A 22,857-nucleotide genomic window follows, 5' to 3' on the forward strand; every position below is an offset into this window, starting at 1 on the left:
TCGTTTAAATACCCGGGACTCCCGCAGCGGAGTCCTTTTTTGCGTTGTCCAACTTCCCGCTGCGCATGTTCAGTTTTTGTATATGCGCGTGTCCTATGCTTCTATTCAGGCGAATGCCGAGCAAGCATGTCTACATAATCGTTGGGGAGGGTAACGCAAAATGAGAAAGAAAATGAGCCTGCTGGTCGTCGGCCTGCTGCTCGCTGTGCAGATCCTGCAGGGCTTCGGCTTTGCGGCGGGCGCGAGCGCGGAAGAAACGGCGGCAGCGGAGCGGGCGGCGGAAACGTCCGGGCCGGAGCAGACAGAAACACCGGGCCAGACGCAGGGTATATCCGAGCCGGATCAAGCACAGGATCATGCGGAAGAAGCCGCGCCCGAAACGGGCGGCGGCGAAGAAGCGGTCGATCCCGACGCAGCCGCGCAAGCGCAGGAGGAAGAAGTCTCCGCTCTGGCGGAAGAAGAACGCGAAGCGGCGCAGATCAAAGAAAACCTGCTTACAAACGTGGATCTTAAAATCAGAAACGGGGCCGGCGAGTATGTCCCGGTCGATAACGGCGTCGTATACGACCAGAATGCCGGCGTCGAAGTGTACTACGAATGGGCGCTGCCGAACGGCCACGGGTACAAAGGCGGCGACTGGTTCGTTTTCCGGCTGCCCGAACAATTCGTGCTCGCCGGCAGCTTGAGCGGCGATCTCAAATGGGGCGAAGGCTCGGTCGGGACGTTTACGATCGACAAAGACACGCTGGAAGTCAAAATGACGTTCAACGACTCCATCGCCGAATACGACGATGTGAGCGGAACGCTGTACGCCGAAACGACTTTCAATAAGCAAAAGTTTACCAACAGCACGGAGCAAACGATCGTATTTCCGATCGGCAGCGGGGAGAAGAAAGTCAGCGTAAAGATCAAACCCGCCGTGGACAAAGCCATTGTCAAGAAAGGCGTTTTCCGGAAAGACGAGAACGGCAAAGAAATCGCCTGGACGATCGACTTCAACCAAACATTGGCCGAAGTGCGGGACGCCAGGCTGACCGATGTCGTTCCGGCAGGCTTGACGCTGCAACCGGACTCGATCAAGGTCACCCGCCTGAACGTCAATATGGACGGAACGGTGACGCCCGAGGGAGAATTCACGGCTTATAAAGTCTCGAAAACGCAGGACGGCAAAGACTTTGAACTGACTTTCGACTCGGGCGGTATCGATTCTGCTTATCGCGTCGAGTATTCGACCGGCGTCGATGACGGCTTCGAAGGCACCAAAAAGTTTGTCAACACAGCCGTGCTTAGCGGCAGCAATACCGAATCGCTCAGCGCCGACGCTTCGGTGGAAGTAACGGTCGGCAGGCTGCTGGATAAAAAAATGACGAAGTACAATTCCGAAACGCAGCAGGTGGATTGGAAAGTTTACTACAACTACGGACAGAATCGGATTGCCGCGGGCGATGCCGTGCTGAAAGATCTGTTCAACGGTACGCAGGAACTGGTCGGCGGCACGGCTGGAATCAAAGTCTCCAGCGTAAATCCGTTGGGCGAGCGCGGCGAAGAAGGCAAACAGGAGATCGGTTCTTCGGAATACTCCGTTACCCCGATCGCGGGCGAGAACGGGCAGAACGGATTCGAGCTTCGCTTTGCCAAAGAGATTAGCTCGGCTTACGTGATCGAATACAGTACCAGAGCCGGCAATCCGGTTTACAACGTGAACAAAGAAACCGTAGTCAATACCGTCACAAGCGGCGACAAATCGGCTTCGGACCAGGTCGGAATCGGACAGGTGTTCGGAATCAAGTCTTACGTCAAAGCGAACGACAATTATGCGAATAAAACGGTCGGCTGGAAGATCGAGCTGAATCACAACAAACTGCCGATGAACGGCGTTACGATCACCGATAATTTCCCGAATAGCGGACTGGAACTGCTTCCGGACAGCCTGGTCGTCAACAAGATCGTTAACGGAAAGGTTTCCGGGAAACTGACGCTCGGCGACGATTATACGCTGGTTCCGGCGCAGGGCGGCGATTACGCGCAGGGATTCGCGATTGCCTTCGCCGATACACTCCGCGACGAGTACTCGATCGAGTACAACACGAGATTCAATCTCGACACGCTTCAAGCGGGCAAAACCTTTTTCCGCAACCAGGCGGTCGTCAAATGGACGGACGAAGCGGGGCAGGAGCAAAGCGTGACGACAAGCGCCGATTTTACGCCCAACGCGGCAACGCTCGCCAACGGCTCCAAATTCGGCAGCTACAACGCGGCAAGCAAAAAAATCACCTGGACGGTAAACGTCAACTACAACCTGAAGCAGCTTGCGCAGGCTTCGATCGTCGATACGCTGACGAACGGACAGAGCATGGGCGTAGAGGAATTGAACAGTCTCCGGGTCTTTGAAATGAAAATTGCGCCCGGAGGCCAGATTTCAAAAGAAACCGAAGTGCCGAAAACCGGGTATGAAGCGGCTTACGACAAGGACGGCGGAAAGCTGACCGTATCGTTCAAGCAGCCGATCGACACAGGCTATATCCTGATCTTCGATACGACGCTCGACGGAGCGGTCACGACCGGCAGAATTCCGAATACGGCCGTGCTGACGGACGGAGCGGCGGCGGTTTCCAAGCCGCTTACAAGCGCCGTCACCGTCGTGCAGGGCGGAGAATTCGTCGCGAAGACCGGCGAACAAAGCAAAGAAGACCAGGATGCTATCGACTGGACCGTCTGGATCAACCGCGGACAATCCACGGTCGACAAAGCGGTGCTTACGGACAAACCGAGCGCCGATCAGGTCATCCTGAAAGATTCGTTCAAATTGTATGCCGCGAACGTGGCGCAGAACGGAGCCGTAACGAAGAACGCGGACCGTTTGCTGCAAGCCGGCACGGATTACAAGGTTGACGTCACGGTCGACGAGAACGGAGCGGAGTCGTTCGTACTCGGCTTCGCGAAGCAAATTTCCACGCCTTACGTGCTGGAATACCAGACGCTGACCAATGCCAAGAACGGAACGAAAGTATCGAACGCGCTGAGTTTCATCGGAGAAAACGTCAATAAGGTCAGCCAGGAAACCGGCAAAGAAGTTCTTGTCGCCAGATCTTCCGGGGGAGGTACGGGCAGCGGGGTTTACTACCGTCTCTCCGTGCTGAAAGTCGAAGAAGGAGCGGCAAGCACGCTGCTCGAAGGGGCGGAATTCAAACTTGAGCGCGTCAGAAACGGCAAAAGCACCTTGATCGGAAACAACGTAACCGACGCGCAGGGCAAACTCGTCTTTACGAAGCTGCTGTCCGGCGATTACATCCTGACGGAAACGAAAGCGCCGAACGGCTATGAACTCGAACTCGACGAGAACGGGCAGCCGCTCGGAATCCCCGTAACGATCAACGGCGCGAACGCGGGAGAAGATCTGGTCGTGGAAAAAGAAGTCGCCAATAAAAAAATGCCGGCGACCCCGACCGATCCCGGAACGCCTCCCGTAGATCCGGGCACGCCGCCGACCGATCCTGGAACACCTCCGGGCCCGGGTACTCCACCGGTCGATCCTCAGCCGCCGGTCAACCCGGGACCTCCGGTCGATCCGGGTCCTCCGGTAACGCCGACTCCGGAACCGCCGGTACCGGTCCAGCCGACGCCGGAAACGCCGACGCCGAACACGCCGGGACTGATCCTGCCGGAATTTCCGCTTCCGGCGCCGCTGATTAACCTGCCGGAAGGCGGAACCCCTTCGGGCGGACTCGATGTCGAACCGGCTCCGTCGACGCCGGTCCAGCCGGAACCGACTCCGGTAACGCCCGAACCGGCAGCCCCTGTCGAGTCGGGTCCGGTTACACCGCCGGATAACGGAATCGAGATTACCGACGAGACGCCGCAGGGCGGTCTGGACGTTACCCCGGACCCAGCGTCCGTACCGGCCCAACCGTCGCCGGTCTACTCGCCGGACGGATCGGTTCCGGGCGCAGCGGTCGTAATCGAAGGCGGCGTGCTGCCGCAGACGGGCGAAACCGGCTCTCTGCCGACGCGCGCGGCGGGCTTCGCCCTGCTGCTGCTCGGCCTGACCGGATTCCTGCTCGTACGCAGAAGCGATGCGCAGAAACAGGATTGAATACGGAATCCGCCGCGCGATTTATCGGCTAGCGCATACACGTCCCGATCAAACCAAAAACCGCTTCCGAAGTGCGCACACTTCGCGAAGCGGTTTTTTTATGGTCCGGACGCATAGAGACGGAAGGGCTTGGGACTTCCGCAGCGAAATCAGCGGAAGTCCGTACGCAGGGCGGCGGGCAGAACGCCCGCGGCCAATTCGCCCGCGTTCCACTTCGTATACCACTCCGACAGCAGAAGCGGCAGCTCCAGGTCGAGTTCCTGTTCGAACAGCCGCTCCGCCTGCCGGTACTGCTCGTCCACCGCGCCCGGGTCGCTCAGCAGCGCGTAAGATTGCAGCAGCCCCAGATGCGCCTGCTCGACGTAAGGGTGCAGGTCCGTCAGCTTTTTGTATTCGGCCGCGGCTTCGGCGGCCCTGCCGCTTTCCAGCAGAAACAGCCCCAGGGCCAGGCCGTGGTTCAGCTGGACGGCGCGCAGCCGCTGGCGCTCGCCTTCGGCCCAGCCGTAATCGTAATCGACGAGATAATCGCCGATATAAAGCCGGGCCAGCCGCCGGTGCCCGGAGCAGTTGGCGAAGCCGATCGGCCCCAGCTCGCGGATGCCGCTTTCGAACCGGTCGATATCGAGTCCGACCTCGCGCAGATGCAGCGTATAGCCTTCTCCGCCGCTGGCATTGGCGATCTCCGCTTCGATCTTGGCCTGCTTCAGGCACTGGCGGATCTGATAGATCGTCGTATACAAATAAGTGGAAGCTTTCTTGAACGGCAGGTCGGGCCAGAACCGGTGAATCAGATTGTCTTTGCTGACGAAGCGTTCGCGGTGATGCAGCAGGTAAGCGAACAATTCCTGCGCTCGCGTGGTTCTCCAGCGGAAAGAACCGGCGTCCGCCGGCGCTTCCGGTCCCGCGTACGGACGCAGCGTCTTGAAGCAGCCGATCGCCGTATCGGCGGCGGACTGAACGGGCTGCGGCTCGTCCGCGCGCCTTATGTTCAGCCGCGAGAGCGTTTTGGCCAGCCGGGTCTTCTGCACCGGCTTGAGCACGTAATCGAGCGCGTTCAGCTCGAACGCTTCGATCGCGTAGCGGTCGTAGCCGCTCACAAACACGATATCCGAATCGGGGCTGGCCTGCTGCATCATTTCCGCCGCCTGCATGCCGTTCAGCTCCGGCATCACGATATCCAGAAAAATAACGTCCGGCTTCAGCCGGCGCGCCGCTTCCACGGCCGCCGCCGGGTCGGTATACGAATCGACGCTTTCCACGCCGGGCAGATCGCGCAGCAGTTTTTCCATATGCGCAACGGCCAGTTTTTCGTCGTCGATCAGCAAAGCTTTCACCATAATGGGGTTCACCTCGTTGCATTTTTATCCGAGTCGGGCAACTGCTTATTTTTCAGCTTCGGGGGATGCGGAACGCGACCGACGTGCCTTCGCCCGGTTTGCTGGCGACGGAAAGGCCCGAGCCGTACAGCCGCTTCAGCCGATGATCCGTATTGCGGATGCCGATGCCGCGTCCTTCGACGTGTCCGGGCGCCAGCAGCCCGCGCAGCGTCCGCTCGTCCATGCCCACGCCGTCGTCCTCGACGCGGAACGCGACAGACTCTTCTTCGGCCTCGATCGAGAGGGACACCCGGCCGCCGCCCGAGCGGCTGAGCACGCCGTGGCGGACCGCGTTCTCCACCAGCGGCTGAATGCAGAGCGGCGGCAAAGTCATCCCGGGATCGACGCTTTCGTCGATCGATACTTCGATGCTCAGCCGGTCCTCGAAGCGCATTTGTTCGATATACAGATAAGATTGGACCAGCTCAAGCTCGCGTTCGAGCGGGACGAGCGGCTGCGCGTTCCAGTAATCGAAGCTGATCTTCAGATAAGAACCGAACGCTTCGATCGTTTCGTTCATCCGGTCGAGATCGATCCCGCTCAGCGCCGTAATCGAATTCAGGGCGTTGAACAGGAAATGCGGCTGGATCTGCGCCTGGAGATAAGCGGCTTCGAGATTCAGGCGCTCGCCGACCGCGCGCTTGAGATCGGTCAGCGCTTTGACGCGGTGGGTCAGCTCCAGCGAATCGACCGGCTTGACGATATAATCGCTCGCGCCGGCCGCGAAGCCGGAATAAATATCTTCCGGCCGCCCGCGCGCGGTCAGCAGAAGGATCGGCAGTTCCGCTCTCGAATAGCGTTCCCGGATGCGCGCGGCCAGCTCGTAGCCGGACATCTGCGGCATCATCACGTCGGCGATGACCAGGTCCCACGGCCCGCCGCCGAGCTTCTCCAGCGCTTCGGCTCCGCTGAGCACGGCGGTCATCCGGTAGCGGTCCTGCGGGAGAATGCCGCGCAGCACGCGCAGGTTTACCGGGTCGTCGTCGACGGCCAGGATATTCGGCAGTTCGCCCCGCGGAACGTCCGGCTGCGCCGAAGCGGCGTTCGGTCCGCCCGGCCGGGAATCTTGAATGACCGTGTGTCCAATGCCGCCCGCCTCGCCCGGCGGTTCGCCGCCGAAGTCCGGCAGCGCTTCTTCCGCGGCGGAAGATTCCGCCAGCGGCAGCGAGAAGAAGAAGACCGAGCCTTCTCCGGGCACGGATTCGACGCCCAGTTCACCGCCGTGCAGTTCGGCCAGGCTGCGGCTGATGCTCAGACCCAGACCGATGCCTCCGCCCGCGGCGGCCAGCAGCGGATCGCCCTGTTCGTAAGGCGCGAAGATGCGCGCCCGTTCTTCCGAGCCGATGCCGGCCCCGGTATCCGAGACCCGGATCTCGGCGCGTCCGCCGATCAGCCGCGCGTCCACCGCCACCCGGCCGGATGTCGTGAACTTGATCGCATTGTGCACGAGGTTGAACAGAATCTGCGTCAGCCGTTTCTCGTCGGCTTGAACCGCCGGGAAGTCGGCGGGGATATTCTGCTCGAGCGTCAGCGCTTTGCCCGCCGACGTATAGCGCAGCATATCGAGCACGCCGGCGGCCGTCGATTGTACCTTGACGGGCTCGCGGCGCAGGATCAGCCGGTTCTCGCGCAGCTGCGAGACGTCGAGCAGATCGCCGAGCAGCAGCGCCATGCGCCGCCCGACCTGCGTCAGCAGCAGCAGGTCTTTGCGCGAGCGTTCCGTCAGCGCGTTTCCTTCGCCGCGCAGCACGCCGTCCGCGATATTGATCATGCCGTGCAGCGGCGTTCTCAGCTCGTGCGACGTGTTGGCGAGAAAGTCGTCCTTGGTCTTGTTCGCGCGCTGCAGCCGGTCCGTCAGTTCGACCAGCGCTTCGTTATTGCGGAAGTAACGCCCGATGCCGAATACGACCGTGCTGAGGAACGCGATCAGAATATCGAAAGCGTAGAAGCCGGAATCGGCGATCCCCGTATTTTTGAATCCGCCCCAGACGAGATTGGAAGCCAGGCTGCCCGCGGCCACCAGCAGGAACACCGCGTCGCGGTCTTTCTCGATCACATACCGGATCAGCAGAAACGGCACGACGATCGGCGCGATCAGCGTCATGAGACTGAATAGGCCCATATTGACGGTGATGAGCACCCACTGAATCGGGGCAAGGATAATAAACGCGCTGTAGAGGGCGGCCGGCACGAAATACAAGCGGTAAAATTTTTGCCTGGTCCGCTCCACGCAGAACGATACGGTCAGCTTCAGCATCAGCGCGGTCATCGCGTTGAACGCGACCAGGACCGTTTTCTTCGCTTCGACGAAATCCAGCGGGATCGCCGCCAGCAGAATCTTGTCCTCGTCCAGCGAAAGCCCGAACAGGGCCGCGATCAGCAGCAGCGTAAACCACAGGAACAACCGGTTTTTGCGGCTGAACAAATAGATGATTCCGATATAGACGGCGTGCAGCAGCAGGACGGCGAGCGTAATCAGCTGCATGCCGACGTTGTAGGTGCGCTCGGAATTGACGGCGTGGGATTCGCCGAACTTGATCGAGCGGGCGATGCCGCCGCGCAGCGGATTCTCGAAGTTCGAGACTTCGATCATCAGGTCGATTTCCGCCGCTTGCGGCAGAGTGAACAGCGCGGCGTTGACCTCCGCTTCGTGTCCGGCTGCCGTTTTAGACGTTCGGCCCAGTCCTTCCTCGACCTGCCCGTTCATATACAGGCGAAACGAAGTCTGAATATCTTTAATCATCAGTTTGTACGACGCGCCGCCGCGGTCTCCGAGCAGGATGCGCAGCCGATAGGTGCCGTAGCCGTTCGTTTTGGAACCGTCCGGAGCGGTGACGCCGCCCCAATTGCCCGGAACGTTCAGCAAAGCGGGGGCGGCGGCGGAATCGCCCGCGGGATCGGAGGCGATAAAGCGCTCCGGGTAAAATTCCCATTCTCCGTCGAGCGTCAGCGTATGACGTTCGTCCAGCGCGGCTTCGCGCAGATCGATGACTCCCTGCCGCGCCTGGGGCTGATTGTGCATGCCGTAAGGATTGGTCAATACAAGCCGGAGACCGGCAAGAAACAACAGCAGAAAAAAGAGCAGCAGCGCCACGGACGTTTTGGTGGTGAGGGCGGGCCGCCGTTTGGAGATTGAAGTTCTCATACTCCTACTTTAATCTCGATATACCGGCGAATCCACCTTTTATTTTTCGAATAAAGCGGTAAAATCAAGGAGATTTAAGGCTCCGATTCTTCCATTTATCACTGCGGGGGCGTTTTTTGCCTTTTTCTTCATAATCTGCTGTCGCCATTTTGTTAAAGTTGCAGTATACTGATACGGAATGCCCGGGTTCATGAATCGAAGTCTTACCGTGGTGCGATTAGTGAACGCGGTGCGTATCTTGTGAGCAGGTCCGGTGCTACATATGAATGAAAAAGAAATCGTAAGCCAGGCGACGAGCTACGTTGCCAAGCTGCTGCGAGCCCGGTTCGGCAAAGGACCTGAATCGATCGGCGTCTTCCTGTCCGACAAGTGCATTATGTTTCACTTGCGGAATTTTATGGGTCCCGTCGAACAGTTTCTGCTGACTCAGGAGGAAGAGAAGGCGTTTCGCCACACGCGTGAACTTCTGATGGAGTCGCTGCTGCCGGAAATGAAGATTTACCTGAAGGAAATTGCCGGACTCGGCATTTCCGAGTTTTACTACGATTGGGGGCTGCACAACGCCTCCGGAATGATTGTCGGCCTGATCCAGCCCATCCCCGGCGAACCGTCGGCGGATTACGAAGGCAAGGAACTGCTGCACGCGCAGATTGCGCAGGTGACGGCCGAGATCCAGAAAACCCCCGAATACATGGACTCCTGGTGGGTCGCTCCCCGGGCGCTCGCGGTCTTTAGACAGGGTATAACCTTACTGCTGGAAAAAGAAATGGTCGAGCTGGGTTATTCGGAAGTCCTCAAAGCGGCCAAGCGCCGTCTGGAAAAACGCAAGCTGGAGCAGGAAGTCGAAGCGGGCGAAATTCTGGACAAAACGGTGACGGACGTGTATGTGGACTGGGACTTCGATCGGGACAGAAGCATTGCGGTTTACATATTCAAGGAAGACGTGCGATGAATCAAAGCATATAAGCGTTGAAGCGTCATCGTATCAACAGCCGAATAGGTTTCGGTAACGATTCAGACATCCAGGTCGATGCGCTGATTAATCGGGCCGAAGAAAGGGTGGGAATCCACCTTTTCTTCGGCTTATTTTTTTGGAAGGATGGTCGAAAAGTTGCCGGAACAACCGCTGCAAGTCCTATACGTCGAAGATGATCGTTCAAGCATGCTGCTGATGCGGCATATTTTCAGAAAGAAGCTGCCCGGGATTGAGCTTTTGGAAGCCGCAACGGCCGAAGAAGGCGTGGCGATCGCCCGGAGCACTTTTCCTGCTTTGATCCTGACCGATATTTACCTGCCCGGATTGGACGGATTCGCCATGATTCAAAAGATGCGCGAGTACCCGGAAACGCGGAATATTCCGCTCTGGGCCGTCAGCGCCAGCGTGATGAAAGCCGATCTCGACAAAGGCGAACAAGCCGGCTTCGAGCGCTATATCCGCAAGCCGATCTCGACGCGCGTCCTGGTGGCGCTGCTCGAAGAGCGGCTCGGTTCGAAGAAAGAAACGGGGAACGAAATATGATTCCCGGAATCCGCCGGCGGCGGGCGGAAGATCCGTCCGGACAGAAGGAAGAAGCGAAGAGGCTTCTTCCTTTTTTTTGCCGTCCGATTTTCGGATTTGTCTATCCGGTTTTGCCGCGAGCTGTGATACAATGCTAAAGCGCGCACGGGGACGAACCCGCTCGCAGGCAGGAGGATTGGATGAATAAAGTTCCTTTTATCGCCGTGGAAGGACCGATCGGAGCCGGCAAGACGACGCTCGCGACGATGCTGGCCGCGGAATTGAATATGCCCGTATTGAAAGAAATCGTCGAAGAGAATCCTTTTCTGGGCAAGTTCTACCAGAACATCGACGAGTGGAGCTTTCAACTGGAAATGTTTTTTTTGTGCAACCGCTACAAACAGCTCGGAGACGCGGGGGCGCAGCTGACGGCAAGCGGGAAGCCGCTCGTTTCCGATTACCACATTTATAAGAACCTGATCTTCTCCGAGCGCACGCTCAAAGGAAAAGAACGCGACAAATACCGGCAGATCTATCACGTGCTGACCGACGACCTCGTCAAGCCGGGCGTTATCGTGTATATCCGGGCGAGCCTGGATACGCTGCTGGCGCGGATCGCGGGGCGCGGGCGTTCGTTCGAGCAGGATATGGACCGCGCTTATCTGGAGCAGCTGATCGAAGACTACGAGTCGGCCATGGCTTCGCTGGCGGTCACCGAACCGCAGACGCGCATCATCACGGTCGACGGGGACGCCGTCGATTTCGTCGCGAATCCGAAGCAGTTCGAAGACATCGCGGCCCAGGTCAGGGAATGGATGGGAAGCGGACAGGTCCGCTGATTACATTGCCGCCGGCGGGCCGATACGGACCGGGCGGAGCAAGCTATTGAAGAAGGAGTCCTGTTTATGACATCACACAATATTCCCGCGGACGCGCTGATTACGGTGGCCGGCACGGTGGGCGTCGGCAAATCCACGCTGACGGGCGCGCTGGCGCAGCGTCTGGGCTTCAAGACGTCGCTGGAAAAAGTCGACCACAACCCTTATCTGGAAAAGTTCTACCACGATTTCGAACGGTGGAGCTTCCATCTGCAAATCTATTTCCTCGCCGAGCGCTTCAAGGAGCAGAAAGCGATCTTCGAAGCCGGCGGCGGCTTTGTGCAGGACCGTTCGATCTACGAGGACACCGGCATTTTCGCCAAAATGCACGCCGACCAGGGCACGATGTCCGCGGTCGATTACGAAACGTATTCGAGTTTGTTCGAAGCGATGGTGCTGACGCCTTACTTCCCGCATCCGGACGTCCTGATCTATCTGGAAGGCAGCCTGCCGTCCATTCTGGGACGCATCACGGAACGCGGCCGGGAGATGGAGATCCAGACCGAAGTTTCTTACTGGGAAAAAATGCACGGACGCTACGCCGACTGGATCGGCGGCTTCGACGCCTGCCCGGTGCTGCGGCTCAATATCGACGAGTACGACGTCAACGATCCGGACTCGCTGGACGGGATTATCGGGCGGATCGGCGAGAAAATCGCGGAATCGCGCAGGGAGAAAGCGGCTGCGGACGTCATTAAATAGAGGTGGGCGGCCCGAATTCGGGCCGCTTTTTGGTAGGGAGAGAAAGGAGGGAGCGTATGAATCTGTTCGGTTTGTCGGCGGTGGTGCACGGGCGGGAGCGGATGGAGGAGTTTCTGGAGGACTGTTTCGTCAGTATCGGTTACCCGGGAATCGGCGATCCGGAAAGCGCGGACGCGCAGGAGGTTTCTAAGCGGCTCAATCGGGTGTATGGATATGAGGGGCGCGAGCTTGCCGGGCGGCTCGCGGCTGTCGAGACGTTCGTCCGCGGGATGCAAGACGGCGACTTCGTGCTGGTGCCGTATGGCGGGCATGTCTGGCTGGGCGATCTCGGCGATTATTATTACCGGGGCGACTACGACGACGAGGAGCAGGGCACCTGCCACCGCCGGGGCGTAACCTGGCTCGGCGTGCTGCCGGAGGAAGCGCTGAATCCGGCGCTGCGGCAATTTGCGGCGGCGGTACCCGTCGGCGCCGTAATGCGGTTCGACCGGCCGGCGGACGAGGCCGGGCTGGAAGGGTTTGCCGCGCAGGCGCCCGGCGGCGCGGGGCTTCCCGGGCCGGGCGCGGCGGCTGCGCAGCCGCGCGGGCAGGGGCCCGGCCGGGCGGAGGCGGAAGACTCCGCCGATCTGGCCGCCGCGGTAACCGAGGCGGTGGCGGTGCTGCGCGAAGTGCTGCGCGGCGGCGATGCGGAGCTGCGCGTGCGCGCGGCCGAGGCGCTGCTGCGGTACGCCGGCGGCAAATAGGACGCGTTCGCCCGGCGCCGTCGACGCCGGAGCGGACGGCCGCGGCGGGAGCGCGCCTTGCATTTGCTCCCGCCGCGGAGCCATACTGGGACTACACACAAACGGAGAGGCGGGAGAGCGTGGATTGGGATTTGTTTTCTTTGTTTAAATCGCTTATTTTGGGCTTTGTCGAGGGCATGACGGAGTTCGCGCCGGTCTCTTCGACGGGTCATATGATTATCGTCGACGATCTGTGGCTGAAGTCGGAACAGTTCTTCGGTTCGTCGTATGTGGCGAACACATTCAAGATTGTGATTCAGCTCGGCTCGATTCTCGCGGTCGTCATTTTGTTTCGCGAAAAATTTTACGAAATGCTCGGCTTCAGAGGCCGCCATTCCGGTGCGCCGGCGGGTACGCCCAAGCTGAATCTGCTGCACGTCCTGATCGGTCTGCTGCCGGCCGGCATTCTCGGTCTGCTGTTCGACGATTATATCGACGAGCATTTGTTCTCGCTGGAAACGGTGCTGGGCGCGCTTGTGATCGGAGCGATCCTGATGATCGTGGCCGACCTCGTGATGCGCAATTCCAGACGCCGGGTCATCGAGACCGTGGACGAAATTACATACGGAAAAGCTTTCTATATGGGGCTGTTCCAGTGCGTATCGCTCTGGCCGGGTTTCTCGCGTTCCGGCGCGACCATCTCCGGCGGCGTACTCGTCGGCATGAGCCACCGGGCCGCGGCCGATTTCACTTTTATCATGGCCGTTCCGATCATGCTCGGAGCAAGCCTGCTGTCGCTGGCGAAGAACTGGCAGTACTTTACGCTCGATGCGCTGCCGTATTTCGTGGTCGGCTTTATCAGCGCCTTTGTGTTCGCGGTGATCTCGATCCGCTTCTTCCTGAAGCTGATCAACAAAGTCAAACTGATTCCTTTCGCCGTGTACCGGATCGTGCTGGCCGCCGTGCTTTACTTCGTCTGGTTCTGATCGCTTTTTTTGCAAAGCTGCGCAGATCCATCGTTTGGTCCGCATAATCCGACGCCCACATCGCATCTTTGCGGAGCGGGCGTTTTTCTTATGCGCGGGCGGACAGCAAATGCGCGATTCCTGCCTTCCGCTTTGCGGATTGTTGAACGTTTTGTGAAACGTTTGCCCGCGCGGCGGCGTATAATGGAGCAAAGGACGGACGCGCAATGCCGGAAGACGTTCCCGGCGCCGGAGTGTTTACGATTCGGATACAATTCGGCGGTTTTTTCGCAATAAGCGGACGATAAAATGAAGCGGTGAAAGAGGAGGCGAGGCGGCAAAAGATACAGTTTTGACTCTTTTGCGCGAATCAATTGCAAGCGGCTTAGTTTGGGGTAAAATAGAACGGCGGCACTTCGGGCCGGGGCGTCGAGCAGAAGGAAAACGACATTTTCTGCAACTAATCGTACTTGTCCGGCGTCTAAAAAGAAGAGTAAGCGTTCGGTCCGAAGAAGAGAAAAGGATCAGACATAACGCATCAGGAGGGGAAGATATTGAAAAATTTACGTAGATGGACGGCCGTGCTTACGCTGCTGGCCTTGATTGTGGGAAGCTTCTCGTTTGTCGGTTCCGCGCAGGCGGCGGGATCGGAAGGGCAACTGATTATCATCAATAAGAAAACGAACCAGCTGGCCTTTTTCGATAACGGCAAGTTGAACTCGACCTTCCCGGTCGCGACGGGCAAATCGAACGATCTGACGCCGGAAGGCAAGTTCAAGATCGTGATGAAGATCAAGAACCGCCCTTACTACAAGGAACATATCGCGGGCGGCGATCCGAAGAACCCGCTGGGCGACCGCTGGCTCGGCCTTGAAGTCGGCAGCACCTACGGCACGACTTACGCGGTCCACGGCAACAACAACGAGAATTCGATCGGCAAATACGTCAGCGCGGGCTGTATCCGAATGCACAACGAAGATATCCGCTGGCTGTACGATCAGGTGGATAAAGGCAGTTACGCCGTCATCGTATCGTCCGACAAGAGCTTCGAGCAGCTTGCGGCGAACAGCGGCTACTCGCTGAACACCACCGACAAGTTTACCGGCAAAGTATTCGTGAACGGCAAACAGCAGAAGCTGGACGATGCGATCCTCATGATCGATTCCCGTCTGTACCTGCCGCTGCGCGAAGGCTTCGGACTGCTGGGCGGAATCGTAGATTGGAATCCCAATAACATGACCGTCACGGCTACCGTCGGCAAAAAAACCATTGTCCACAAAGCCAAGAGCACGACGGCCAAAGTCAACGGCAAGAGCGTCGAGATGACCGCTTCGCGCCTGATCGGCAACAAGCTTTACGTGCCGCTGCGCGACGTATCCAAGCTGTCGGGTTATACCGTTAAATGGAACGGCGAAGACAATCTCGTTTCGCTGATCGCGCCGAAGTAACAAGCCGTATTCCGCGGTTGAGCCGCATTCATCGCCATTACGATTTCGGGGTCCGGCATTTCGCCGCCCCGCTGGTCGAGGCGCTTTTTCCGAAAGGGAGAAGCGCCTCGACTTTTTTGTTGCGAAGACTTCGGCAGTTTCCCGTCCCTGTCTAACGATATCGGCGAACCTGAAAAAATTCGAGCATCGGATGCAGAAATATGCCGACGGCGAGCAGAATCAGCAGCGAAGGAGATTGGATGCCGTAAAGCAGCTTCTCGCCCAGCACGGACAGAAACAGCAGAATCAGCAGAATATAGTAGCCCAGCAGTCCGCTTTTTTCGGAAATGCGGCGTCCCAACTCCTCGTCCTGGCGTATGCCCTCCTCGCCTCTGAGCCCCCAGGTGATGCCGGAGAAGAACAGCATCAAAGCAATGCCGATCGAACTGAGCTCGCCGAACCCGATCTCCTGCCCGGCCGCCAGCCGGTACAGCGTAAAGCCGATCGTGAGCAGCACCGCCGCTATGCCGATCCATCCCAAAATTTTTCGCGTTTTCATTCGTCAGGCCTCCTTTTTCGGTATAAAGCATTCTTCCATCGTCAATTCCAGCACCCGGGCAAGATCGAAAGCCAGCTGAAGGCCGGGGTCGTACTTGTCGTTCTCGATCGCATTGATCGTCTGACGGCTGACATCGCAAAGCTCCGCCAATCGTCCCTGGGACAGACCGAGCCGTTCGCGCGATTCTTTAATCCGGTTTTGCACGGCAGCACCGCTTTCTCTAAAATGTGTAAAACATGTTTGACACTACGAGTGTAAACGAGACTGAGTCGGGTTGTCAAACATATTTGACATGATGGTTGGGTGCGTGGCAAACAGGCGGCGGATCAAGCCGTAGATCGAGCAGAGAAACAATGCGATTCGACAACGCCTCTGGCGTTCGGAACGGATATGCGTTACGGTAAAGGGACGAAGAATCATCAGCGTAAAAAGCGTAAGAACCGAGACGACAAACGGGTCGAAAGGAGCGGGAGCGGAAATGAAAAGAATCGTGGAAGTGAGAGGAATTAAACTGGGGGAAGGCGCGCCCAAGATTTGCGTGCCGATGACCGGGCGCACGCGCGAAGAGCTGCTCGAAGAAGCGGAGCTGCTGCGCGCAATCGATCTCGACTTTGCCGAATGGCGCGTCGATTTCTTCGAAGCGGCGGACTCGCTCGAACAGGTGCTCGCCGTGCTTGCGGAGCTGCGGGAACGCCTGGGCGGCATTCCGCTGATCTTTACGTTCCGCAGCGCGCGCGAAGGCGGGCAGCGGGAACTGCCGCTGCCGGATTACGCGCGCATGAACCGCGAAGCGGCGGCATCGGGTCATGCCGACCTGATCGATATCGAGCTGTTCACCGGTGAAGACGCCGTGCGCGAGCTTACCGGCGAAGTGCGGCGGCTTGGCGCTTACTCGATCGTCTCGAATCACGACTTCGACAAGACGCCGCCGAAGTCGGAGATCGAAGACCGCCTGCGCCGCGCCGCTTCGCTGGGCGGCGACGTGCCGAAGATCGCCGTTATGCCCCGCGATCCCGGCGATGTGCTGACGCTGCTCGAAGCGACCTATGCGGTCAACTCCGAAGGAATCGGGCCCGTCGTCACCATGTCGATGGCCGCAACGGGCGCGATCAGCCGCGTCGCCGGCGGCACGTTCGGCTCCGCGCTGACGTTCGGCGCGGCGAAGAACGCCTCCGCGCCGGGGCAGCTTGCCGCCGCCGAACTGCGCGGCATCTTGAAGACCCTGTACGGCGGCTGACTGCCTGAGCGCGATTGCCGCCGTTTCGGCCGGCCGAACGGTTCCCGTGCACATAACAACGGGAACCGCTCGGCCGAGCCGTTTTTTCCACGGCGTTTTTGTCAGCCGCTTCGCCCGATCCCGCATACCCGCGCGCCGCAATTTTGCGACGTTCAAAAAAAAGATAAAACTTTGTGAAAAAAATTACTTTATTCTTTAAATTTTATGATATACTGAGGTCAGTAAAGAGAATTATTCAAAAGGGGAGAGAAATCATCATGAAAAAAGTAGTAAGCTTGGGCCTGGTATTGGGATTCGCGCTGCTGGCGGGATGCGGCAACAACGAAGCGACGACGGAAACAACGAAAGGTACGGAAAATCCGGCTGCGGCGACGCAAACCGAAGCAACGGACGCCAAAACGAGCGCTTCGATCGTTAACGACAACGACGCATTTGTCAAAGCAATCAGCAAAGACGGCACCTGGATCATCGCCGCGCTGAACGACCTGACCATCGACCAGGATCTGGTTCTGGACGGACAATTTGAAAATAAAGGCGAACCGGCTCGTAAAATCGCCCTGTACGCACAGGATGCCGATCACAACGTAACCGACCGCTACACGCTGACCGCTCCTAAACTGACGGTTAATAGTGAAAACGCGCGTATCCAAGGCGGTACGTTTAAAGGCGACGTTTACGTAACGGCCAACGGCTTCCAAGTCGTCGACGCAACCGTGGACGGCAACCTGTACTTCTCGACTCAAGAGCAGTTGGACGCTTTCAAAATGGAAGACGGCGCGAAAGTAACCGGCGAAACGGCTGTTAAAGCCGAGTAATCCGGTATCGACCGATACGCCTCGATCCTTATATAACCGTACGATACAACAGCATGAGTAACTATGACCAAACGATGTACGGCTGTAACCCAAGCCCCGAACCGCACTGCGGTCCGGGGCTTTTTTGTATTCTTTTTCCGCAAAAGTCGCTATACTTCCGCCGTGTACCTCGTTCTCTTTGCCGCGCATAATAACATATATTCAACCCAAACCATCCCAAGCACGCATCTCCACAATAGACGAGGAGGAACCCCCATGACCGCCAACCCTGTCCGGCAAAAAATCGAAGAAGAATTGTCCCGCATCGAACGGGAAGAGAATGTGCGCATCCTGTACGCCTGCGAATCCGGCAGCCGGGCATGGGGATTTCCGTCCCGCGACAGCGATTACGACGTGCGTTTTCTGTATGTGCACGAGCCGGAGTGGTATATGTCCGTGTTCGACCGCCGGGACGTGATCGAGCGTCCGATCAGCGATCTGCTCGATATCAACGGCTGGGACCTGCGCAAAGCGCTGCGGCTGTTCCGCAAAAGCAATCCGCCGCTGCTGGAATGGCTGCAATCCCCGATCGTGTATCGGGAAATACCGGAAGCGGCGAATCCGATCCGCTCGCTGGCCGGCCCGGCTTTCTCGCCCAAAGCGTGCACGTTCCATTATCTGCATATGGCGAGCGGCAATTACCGCGACTACCTGCGGGGCGAGGCGGTGCGCAGCAAAAAGTACTTTTACGTGCTGCGCCCGCTGCTCGCCTGCCGGTGGATCGAGCGCTTCGGCGAGATGCCGCCGATGGCGTTCGATACGCTCAAAGACACGCTGCTGGAACCCGGCGAGCTCAAAACGGCGGTCGAACAGCTGCTGGAACGCAAAAAATCCGGCATCGAACTGAAAGAAGAACCTCGTATCGAGGTTATTAATCAATATCTGGAAACTCAGATTGCTTATTTTGAACAAAAGGCTCCGCGCATGCCGGACTCCGGCGAATCGGTCGACGACCGGCTCGATCCGCTGTTTCGCTGCCTGCTGCGGACGGCCTGGAAGGAGCAGGAGACATGGCAATCGTCCAACTAAGCTCGACGCACCCCGATTTTTCTTTTTTGATCCGCAAAAATCCGTCCACCGGCATGCTGATCCGCCCGATCCGCAAAGGACTGGCCTACGGCTGGTACGGCGATCCGCAGACGTTCAACGTGTATTTCAAAGACGCGGACAACGAAGTTTCCTACAAGCGCAGCGAGCAGGAGGAATTCGAGTATCTCAACGTTTCGCGCTACAACACGCCGCTGTTTCCGCTGAATGCGATCAACGAATTTTTCTCGCATCCCCTGAAACCGGACGAGCGCGATACCGAAGGGCATACGCACACCTTGTTTATCAACATGATCCATGTGGAGCGCGACCGCTATCTGCACTTTTTCGCCAAGCATCTGCCCGAGATTACGTTCGAGACGACGCACCTGGCGCACAAGAGCTATTCGATCAAAATGACCACGGACCGCAATCTGTATGTGCTGCTGCATGCGGCGAGCGTGCTGTTCATGTTCCTGTCGATGTTCGGCAAAGAATTCATGGACACCAGCGAGCCTGTACTGGAAAAGTATATCCGCAGCGTAAATATTATCGACGCGCCGTTCTATATCCGCAGCTTGTTCGTCCGCAACTTCCTTAATTCGCGCGCGCTGTTCCGCAAATATCGCGAAGAATTGGAGCGTACGGACCGTTATCGAATCGAGTTCGATTTCGGCGGCACGGCGTTCCAGCGGCGCAGCGCGATCACGAATCTGCTCTCGTTCGACAAGTCTATTCTGGATATCGGCTGCGGCGAAGGGTTCTATGCCATTCCGTATGCGGACCGGATCAAAGACGATTACAGCTATTACGCGATCGACGTGAACGAGGAAGTACTGGCCGAAACGGTGAGAAAAGCCGAACGCAAAGAACTGGACAATCTGATTCCGTTTGCTTCGCTGGACGCGTTTCTGGAAAACTACGGCGGCGAGCGAGTGGACGTGATCCTGACGGAAGTAGTCGAGCATATGGGCAAAAACGAAGCGGCGGCGCTGGTGCGGCGGGTGCTGGACCGCGTCGATTTCGCCCGCTTCGTCATCACGACGCCGAACGCCGACTTTAACCGCTATTACGAGCTGGAAGGCCTGCGGCACGAAGACCACGATTGGGAAATGAGCGAAGCCGAATTCAAAGCCTGGATCGGCGAACTGGCCGCGGGCCGCGAAGCGGAACCGGAATGGCTGGAGATCGGCGACCGGATCGACGGAGTTTCGACCACGCAGGGAGTCGTCTTGACGGCAAAAGGAGGAACGGCGCATGACTGAAATAACGAACCAAACAGCCGGTACGCAGCCGCAGCCGGTCAAAACGATGGAAATCCGTACCGATGTTCATACCATCCTGATGCTGATCGGCCCGACGGAATGCGGCAAAACGACATTCGCCGAGCAGGTGCTGATGCCTGCGCTGCGCTTGCACAGCGAGGAGCGCGGACTGCGTGGCAATGTGCAGTTGCTGTCGTCGGACCGCATCCGCCAGGAACTGCTCGGCTACGATTACGACAAATACGATTCGGTGATGCTGGAAGCGAGCGAGCAGACGTTTGCGCTGCTGTTCGAGCGGCTGCGGCTTGCGACGAGCTTTCCGCTCAATGCCGAATTCGTCATCGTCGATACGACGGGATTGTCCGAAGATTTCCGGGCGCGGGTGCTGGAGATCGGGCGGCAGAACCAGTACAACGTGGAAGCGATCGTGTTCGATTACCGCAAACGCAGCGATTATTACGCGTCGGAGCGCTCCAAGCGGCTGATCTCGAACCATATCAACCGGCTGAAAAAAGACGTGCTGCGCGCGCTGGCGGGGGAAGGCTATAAAGCCGTGCACCGGGTGCGGGCGAAAGATTTCGGCGAACCGGTCGTGCCGGAAATTGGCTTGGACGCGGGCGTTCCGGCACAAGCGGAAGCTTCGGACGCCGCGGCGGCGGAAGGCTCCAAACTCGTGATCTCGCCGGCGGAGGAAACGAAGACCGTTTATTCCGTTACGGTCGGCAACGAAGCGGACTATATCGCATCCGTCCTGCCGCAGAACCGCGATTATATCGTGATCGGCGACGTGCACGAGAGCGTCAACGCGCTCCGGGGGCTGCTGCTCGACTACGGCTGCAAGTTCGAAGGCGACAAGCTGCTCCTGCCGGACAAGCTGTCGCGGACACTGTTTATTCTGGCCGGAGACTGGATCGACAAAGGCAAGCGTACGCGCGAGATCGTGGAGTTTCTGCACGCCAACCGCGAGCATTTCCTGTTGGTCAAAGGCAACCACGAGAACTTCGTCTACAAATACCTGCGCGGGGAGATCGACGGCGTGGACGGCGAGCTGCTGGACAACTATTTCGATTCGATCCCCGTGCTGCGGGGCGACGAGGCGCTGCGTTTGAAGTTCGACGAGCTGGTCGAAGCTTCGCGCCCGTTCTACCGCCGTGTGGGCGTGGGCGAAGGACAGCCGTCTTTCTATGTGACGCACGCCCCGTGCGAGAACAAATATATCGGCAAGCTCGACGCGTACTCGCAGCGCCATCAGCGCACATTCCGGCTGCGGCCGGATATCGCCAAAGAAGAACAGCTTTCTTTCCTGCAGCAGGACGCGGTCGGCAACCATCCGTACCATCTGTTCGGCCATGTGGCGGCCAAGCAGGCGTTCCGGCTGCGAAACAAGCTGCACCTGGATACCGGCGCCGCGCACGGCAATCTGCTGACCGCGGTCAGCATGGGCTACAAGCCGTTCTTCAAATCGCACAAGTCGCTTTCGGCCGGCGTGACGGACGAACTGCCGACGCTGTTCCGCGAAGAACGGGGCCGGAGCATCCGGCCGCGCGTGCTGAGCGACGACGATATGCGCCGCCTGCGCTATATATCGCGCCACAAGATCAACTTTATCTCCGGCACCATGTCGCCGGCCGACAAAGACCTGAACGGCGGCGAGCTGGAATCGCTCCGCCGCGGACTGGATTACTTCCGCGGCCACGGCGCGGACGAAGTGGTGCTCCAGCCCAAGTACATGGGCTCGCGCTGCAACCTGTACCTGCACCGCGACGCGGAGCACAGCTTCGCGGTCAGCCGCAACGGCTACAAGATCAAAGGCGCCGATCTGACGAATATCTACGATAAGCTGCTGGAACGCTTCGGCGGATATATGGAGAAGCACGGGATCGCGATCTTGATCCTCGACGGCGAACTGATGCCGTGGCATACGCTCGGCGAAGGGCTGATCGAGCGGCAGTTCAAGCCGATCGGCGAAGCGCTGCGCAGCGAGCTGGACTTCCTGCGGGAGCAGGGCTTCGAACAGGCGCTGGACCGCCTGACCGAAGAATACGACGCCAGCGGCTTCGACCGCGACCGCATCCACGTGTCCAAAAGCAAGCTGATCGACAAGTACGGAAACGGCGCATACCAGAACTACAAATACGTGCACGAGATCCGGCAGGCGCGCATGCCGCTGGACACGCATGAAGAAGCGTATGCGGTCTACAAACGTCAGCTCGAGTTGTATGCCGGAGAAGGCGAAGCCGAGTACAAACCGTTCGGCCTGCTCAAGATCGTGTACGAAGACGGCCGCGAAGAGCAGCCGGGTCTGAACCGCGGCCAGTCCGAGCTGTACGAATTCCTGTCGGACGACGTGTTCCTGAAGCTGGACCTGACGCAGCCGGACGCTTACGAGCTCGCGGCCGAATTTTTCGGCAAACTGACGCTCGAAGGCGGAATGGAAGGCGTGGTCATCAAGCCCGAACTGCCGCAGGAAGGCATGGCGCCGAATCTCAAAGTGCGCAATCCGGAATACCTGACGATCGTGTACGGCTACGATTACCGGTTTCCACACAAATACGGCAAGCTGATCAAGCAGAAAAGTATCCAGCGCAAGCTGCGCACCTCGGTCGAGGAGCACAAGCTGGGCCTGCGCATGCTGGAAGTGCCGATCGGCGAGATCTCGCCGGAGCACGGGCAGTACCGGGAAGCCGCTTCGGATCTGCTGTTCGAGGTCGCCGGGGAGAAAGAGATCGATCCGCGGCTGTAAAGGCGCGGTGGCATCGTCCGGCAGACGGGAGACAGCGGGATTAACAAGAGCGAATCCGGCAAAAGAGCCAAACCGGCCGCTTCGGAACCGGACTCTCCGTCGAAGTACCTATATAGAACAGTTCTATAAGCAAGCGCCGTCGGTTGTGGGAGTTTCCTGTTGTTTGCAGGAAAAGCCCGGGCCGGCGGCGTTTTTGTCGTGCCGGTTATTAAACGCTTACAATAAAGCGCGCATAACCGAAGAGGAAACGCAGACGAAGAACAGGACTTTTCCGAACGAATAGCCGGGCAGCAAATCCAAATAAACTCTATACGAAATTCGCTGGATGAAAGATCAGGTTTTTTATGTATAGGGAAAATGAGGGAGA

Annotated in this window: 17 protein-coding genes; 13 read left to right on the forward strand and 4 right to left on the reverse strand. The window is 58.4% G+C overall.

All coding sequences use genetic code 11. The features are described from left to right. The first annotated feature begins 160 nt into the window (after positions 1 to 160). Positions 161 to 4,093, forward strand: a complete 3,933-nt coding sequence (locus QWJ34_RS00240; RefSeq protein WP_302725043.1) for a collagen binding domain-containing protein — start codon at positions 161 to 163, stop codon at positions 4,091 to 4,093. A gap of 149 nt (positions 4,094 to 4,242) precedes the next feature. Here the strand turns inward: QWJ34_RS00240 and QWJ34_RS00245 are convergent, their stop codons facing one another. Together QWJ34_RS00245 and QWJ34_RS00250 are read right to left on the reverse strand one after the other, a co-directional pair. Further along, the gene (locus QWJ34_RS00245; protein ID WP_302725044.1) at positions 4,243 to 5,430 is read right to left on the reverse strand and encodes a response regulator; all 1,188 of its coding nucleotides are present in this window, start codon (positions 5,428 to 5,430) and stop codon (positions 4,243 to 4,245) included. 52 nt (positions 5,431 to 5,482) lie between these two features. Then, positions 5,483 to 8,614: a hybrid sensor histidine kinase/response regulator gene (locus tag QWJ34_RS00250; RefSeq protein WP_302725045.1), complete on the reverse strand. Its 3,132-nt coding sequence runs from the start codon at positions 8,612 to 8,614 to the stop codon at positions 5,483 to 5,485. Between the two features lie 262 nt (positions 8,615 to 8,876). Between QWJ34_RS00250 and QWJ34_RS00255 the strand changes: the two genes are divergently transcribed. The 7 genes from QWJ34_RS00255 to QWJ34_RS00285 all read left to right on the forward strand — a co-directional run bounded on the left by QWJ34_RS00255 (position 8,877) and on the right by QWJ34_RS00285 (position 14,827). Next, complete coding sequence (locus QWJ34_RS00255; RefSeq protein ID WP_302725046.1) at positions 8,877 to 9,566, forward strand: Na-translocating system protein MpsC family protein; 690 nt, start codon at positions 8,877 to 8,879, stop codon at positions 9,564 to 9,566. 159 nt (positions 9,567 to 9,725) lie between these two features. After that, positions 9,726 to 10,133: a response regulator gene (locus QWJ34_RS00260; protein ID WP_302725047.1), complete on the forward strand. Its 408-nt coding sequence runs from the start codon at positions 9,726 to 9,728 to the stop codon at positions 10,131 to 10,133. A gap of 179 nt (positions 10,134 to 10,312) precedes the next feature. Further along, positions 10,313 to 10,951, forward strand: a complete 639-nt coding sequence (locus QWJ34_RS00265; RefSeq protein ID WP_302725048.1) for a deoxynucleoside kinase — start codon at positions 10,313 to 10,315, stop codon at positions 10,949 to 10,951. A 66-nt stretch (positions 10,952 to 11,017) separates the two neighbouring features. Beyond that, complete coding sequence (locus QWJ34_RS00270) at positions 11,018 to 11,692, forward strand: deoxynucleoside kinase (RefSeq protein ID WP_302725049.1); 675 nt, start codon at positions 11,018 to 11,020, stop codon at positions 11,690 to 11,692. A gap of 56 nt (positions 11,693 to 11,748) precedes the next feature. After that, positions 11,749 to 12,435: a hypothetical protein gene (locus QWJ34_RS00275; RefSeq protein ID WP_302725050.1), complete on the forward strand. Its 687-nt coding sequence runs from the start codon at positions 11,749 to 11,751 to the stop codon at positions 12,433 to 12,435. A gap of 119 nt (positions 12,436 to 12,554) precedes the next feature. Further along, positions 12,555 to 13,400, forward strand: a complete 846-nt coding sequence (locus QWJ34_RS00280; protein ID WP_483314227.1) for an undecaprenyl-diphosphate phosphatase — start codon at positions 12,555 to 12,557, stop codon at positions 13,398 to 13,400. Positions 13,401 to 13,933: 533 nt separating this feature from the next. Continuing rightward, on the forward strand, positions 13,934 to 14,827 hold the full coding sequence (locus tag QWJ34_RS00285) for a L,D-transpeptidase family protein (protein ID WP_302725051.1): 894 nt from the start codon (positions 13,934 to 13,936) through the stop codon (positions 14,825 to 14,827). A 151-nt stretch (positions 14,828 to 14,978) separates the two neighbouring features. Here the strand turns inward: QWJ34_RS00285 and QWJ34_RS00290 are convergent, their stop codons facing one another. Next, on the reverse strand, positions 14,979 to 15,365 hold the full coding sequence (locus QWJ34_RS00290) for a hypothetical protein (protein ID WP_302725052.1): 387 nt from the start codon (positions 15,363 to 15,365) through the stop codon (positions 14,979 to 14,981). Between the two features lie 3 nt (positions 15,366 to 15,368). Continuing rightward, a complete protein-coding gene (locus QWJ34_RS00295) occupies positions 15,369 to 15,569 on the reverse strand; it encodes a helix-turn-helix transcriptional regulator (protein ID WP_302725053.1) in 201 nt (66 codons plus the stop codon). 274 nt (positions 15,570 to 15,843) lie between these two features. Here QWJ34_RS00295 and aroD point away from each other — a divergent pair, with 274 nt between their 5' ends. The 5 genes from aroD (at position 15,844) to QWJ34_RS00320 (ending at position 22,490) form a co-directional block, all read left to right on the forward strand. After that, a complete protein-coding gene (gene aroD / locus QWJ34_RS00300) occupies positions 15,844 to 16,602 on the forward strand; it encodes a type I 3-dehydroquinate dehydratase (protein WP_302725054.1) in 759 nt (252 codons plus the stop codon). Positions 16,603 to 16,859: 257 nt separating this feature from the next. Next, the gene (locus QWJ34_RS00305; protein ID WP_302725055.1) at positions 16,860 to 17,417 is read left to right on the forward strand and encodes a hypothetical protein; all 558 of its coding nucleotides are present in this window, start codon (positions 16,860 to 16,862) and stop codon (positions 17,415 to 17,417) included. A 255-nt stretch (positions 17,418 to 17,672) separates the two neighbouring features. After that, a complete protein-coding gene (locus tag QWJ34_RS00310; RefSeq protein WP_302725056.1) occupies positions 17,673 to 18,485 on the forward strand; it encodes a nucleotidyltransferase domain-containing protein in 813 nt (270 codons plus the stop codon). Next, the gene (locus tag QWJ34_RS00315) at positions 18,467 to 19,747 is read left to right on the forward strand and encodes a class I SAM-dependent methyltransferase (RefSeq protein WP_302725057.1); all 1,281 of its coding nucleotides are present in this window, start codon (positions 18,467 to 18,469) and stop codon (positions 19,745 to 19,747) included. Before QWJ34_RS00310 ends, QWJ34_RS00315 begins: the two co-directional genes overlap by 19 nt. Before the next feature lie 46 nt (positions 19,748 to 19,793). Beyond that, positions 19,794 to 22,490 (forward strand): AAA family ATPase, encoded by a 2,697-nt coding sequence (locus QWJ34_RS00320; protein WP_302725806.1) that lies wholly within the window; start codon positions 19,794 to 19,796, stop codon positions 22,488 to 22,490. Positions 22,491 to 22,857: the final 367 nt, after the last annotated feature.

This window comes from Saccharibacillus sp. CPCC 101409 (assembly GCF_030518235.1).
Classification (GTDB): domain Bacteria; phylum Bacillota; class Bacilli; order Paenibacillales; family Paenibacillaceae; genus Saccharibacillus.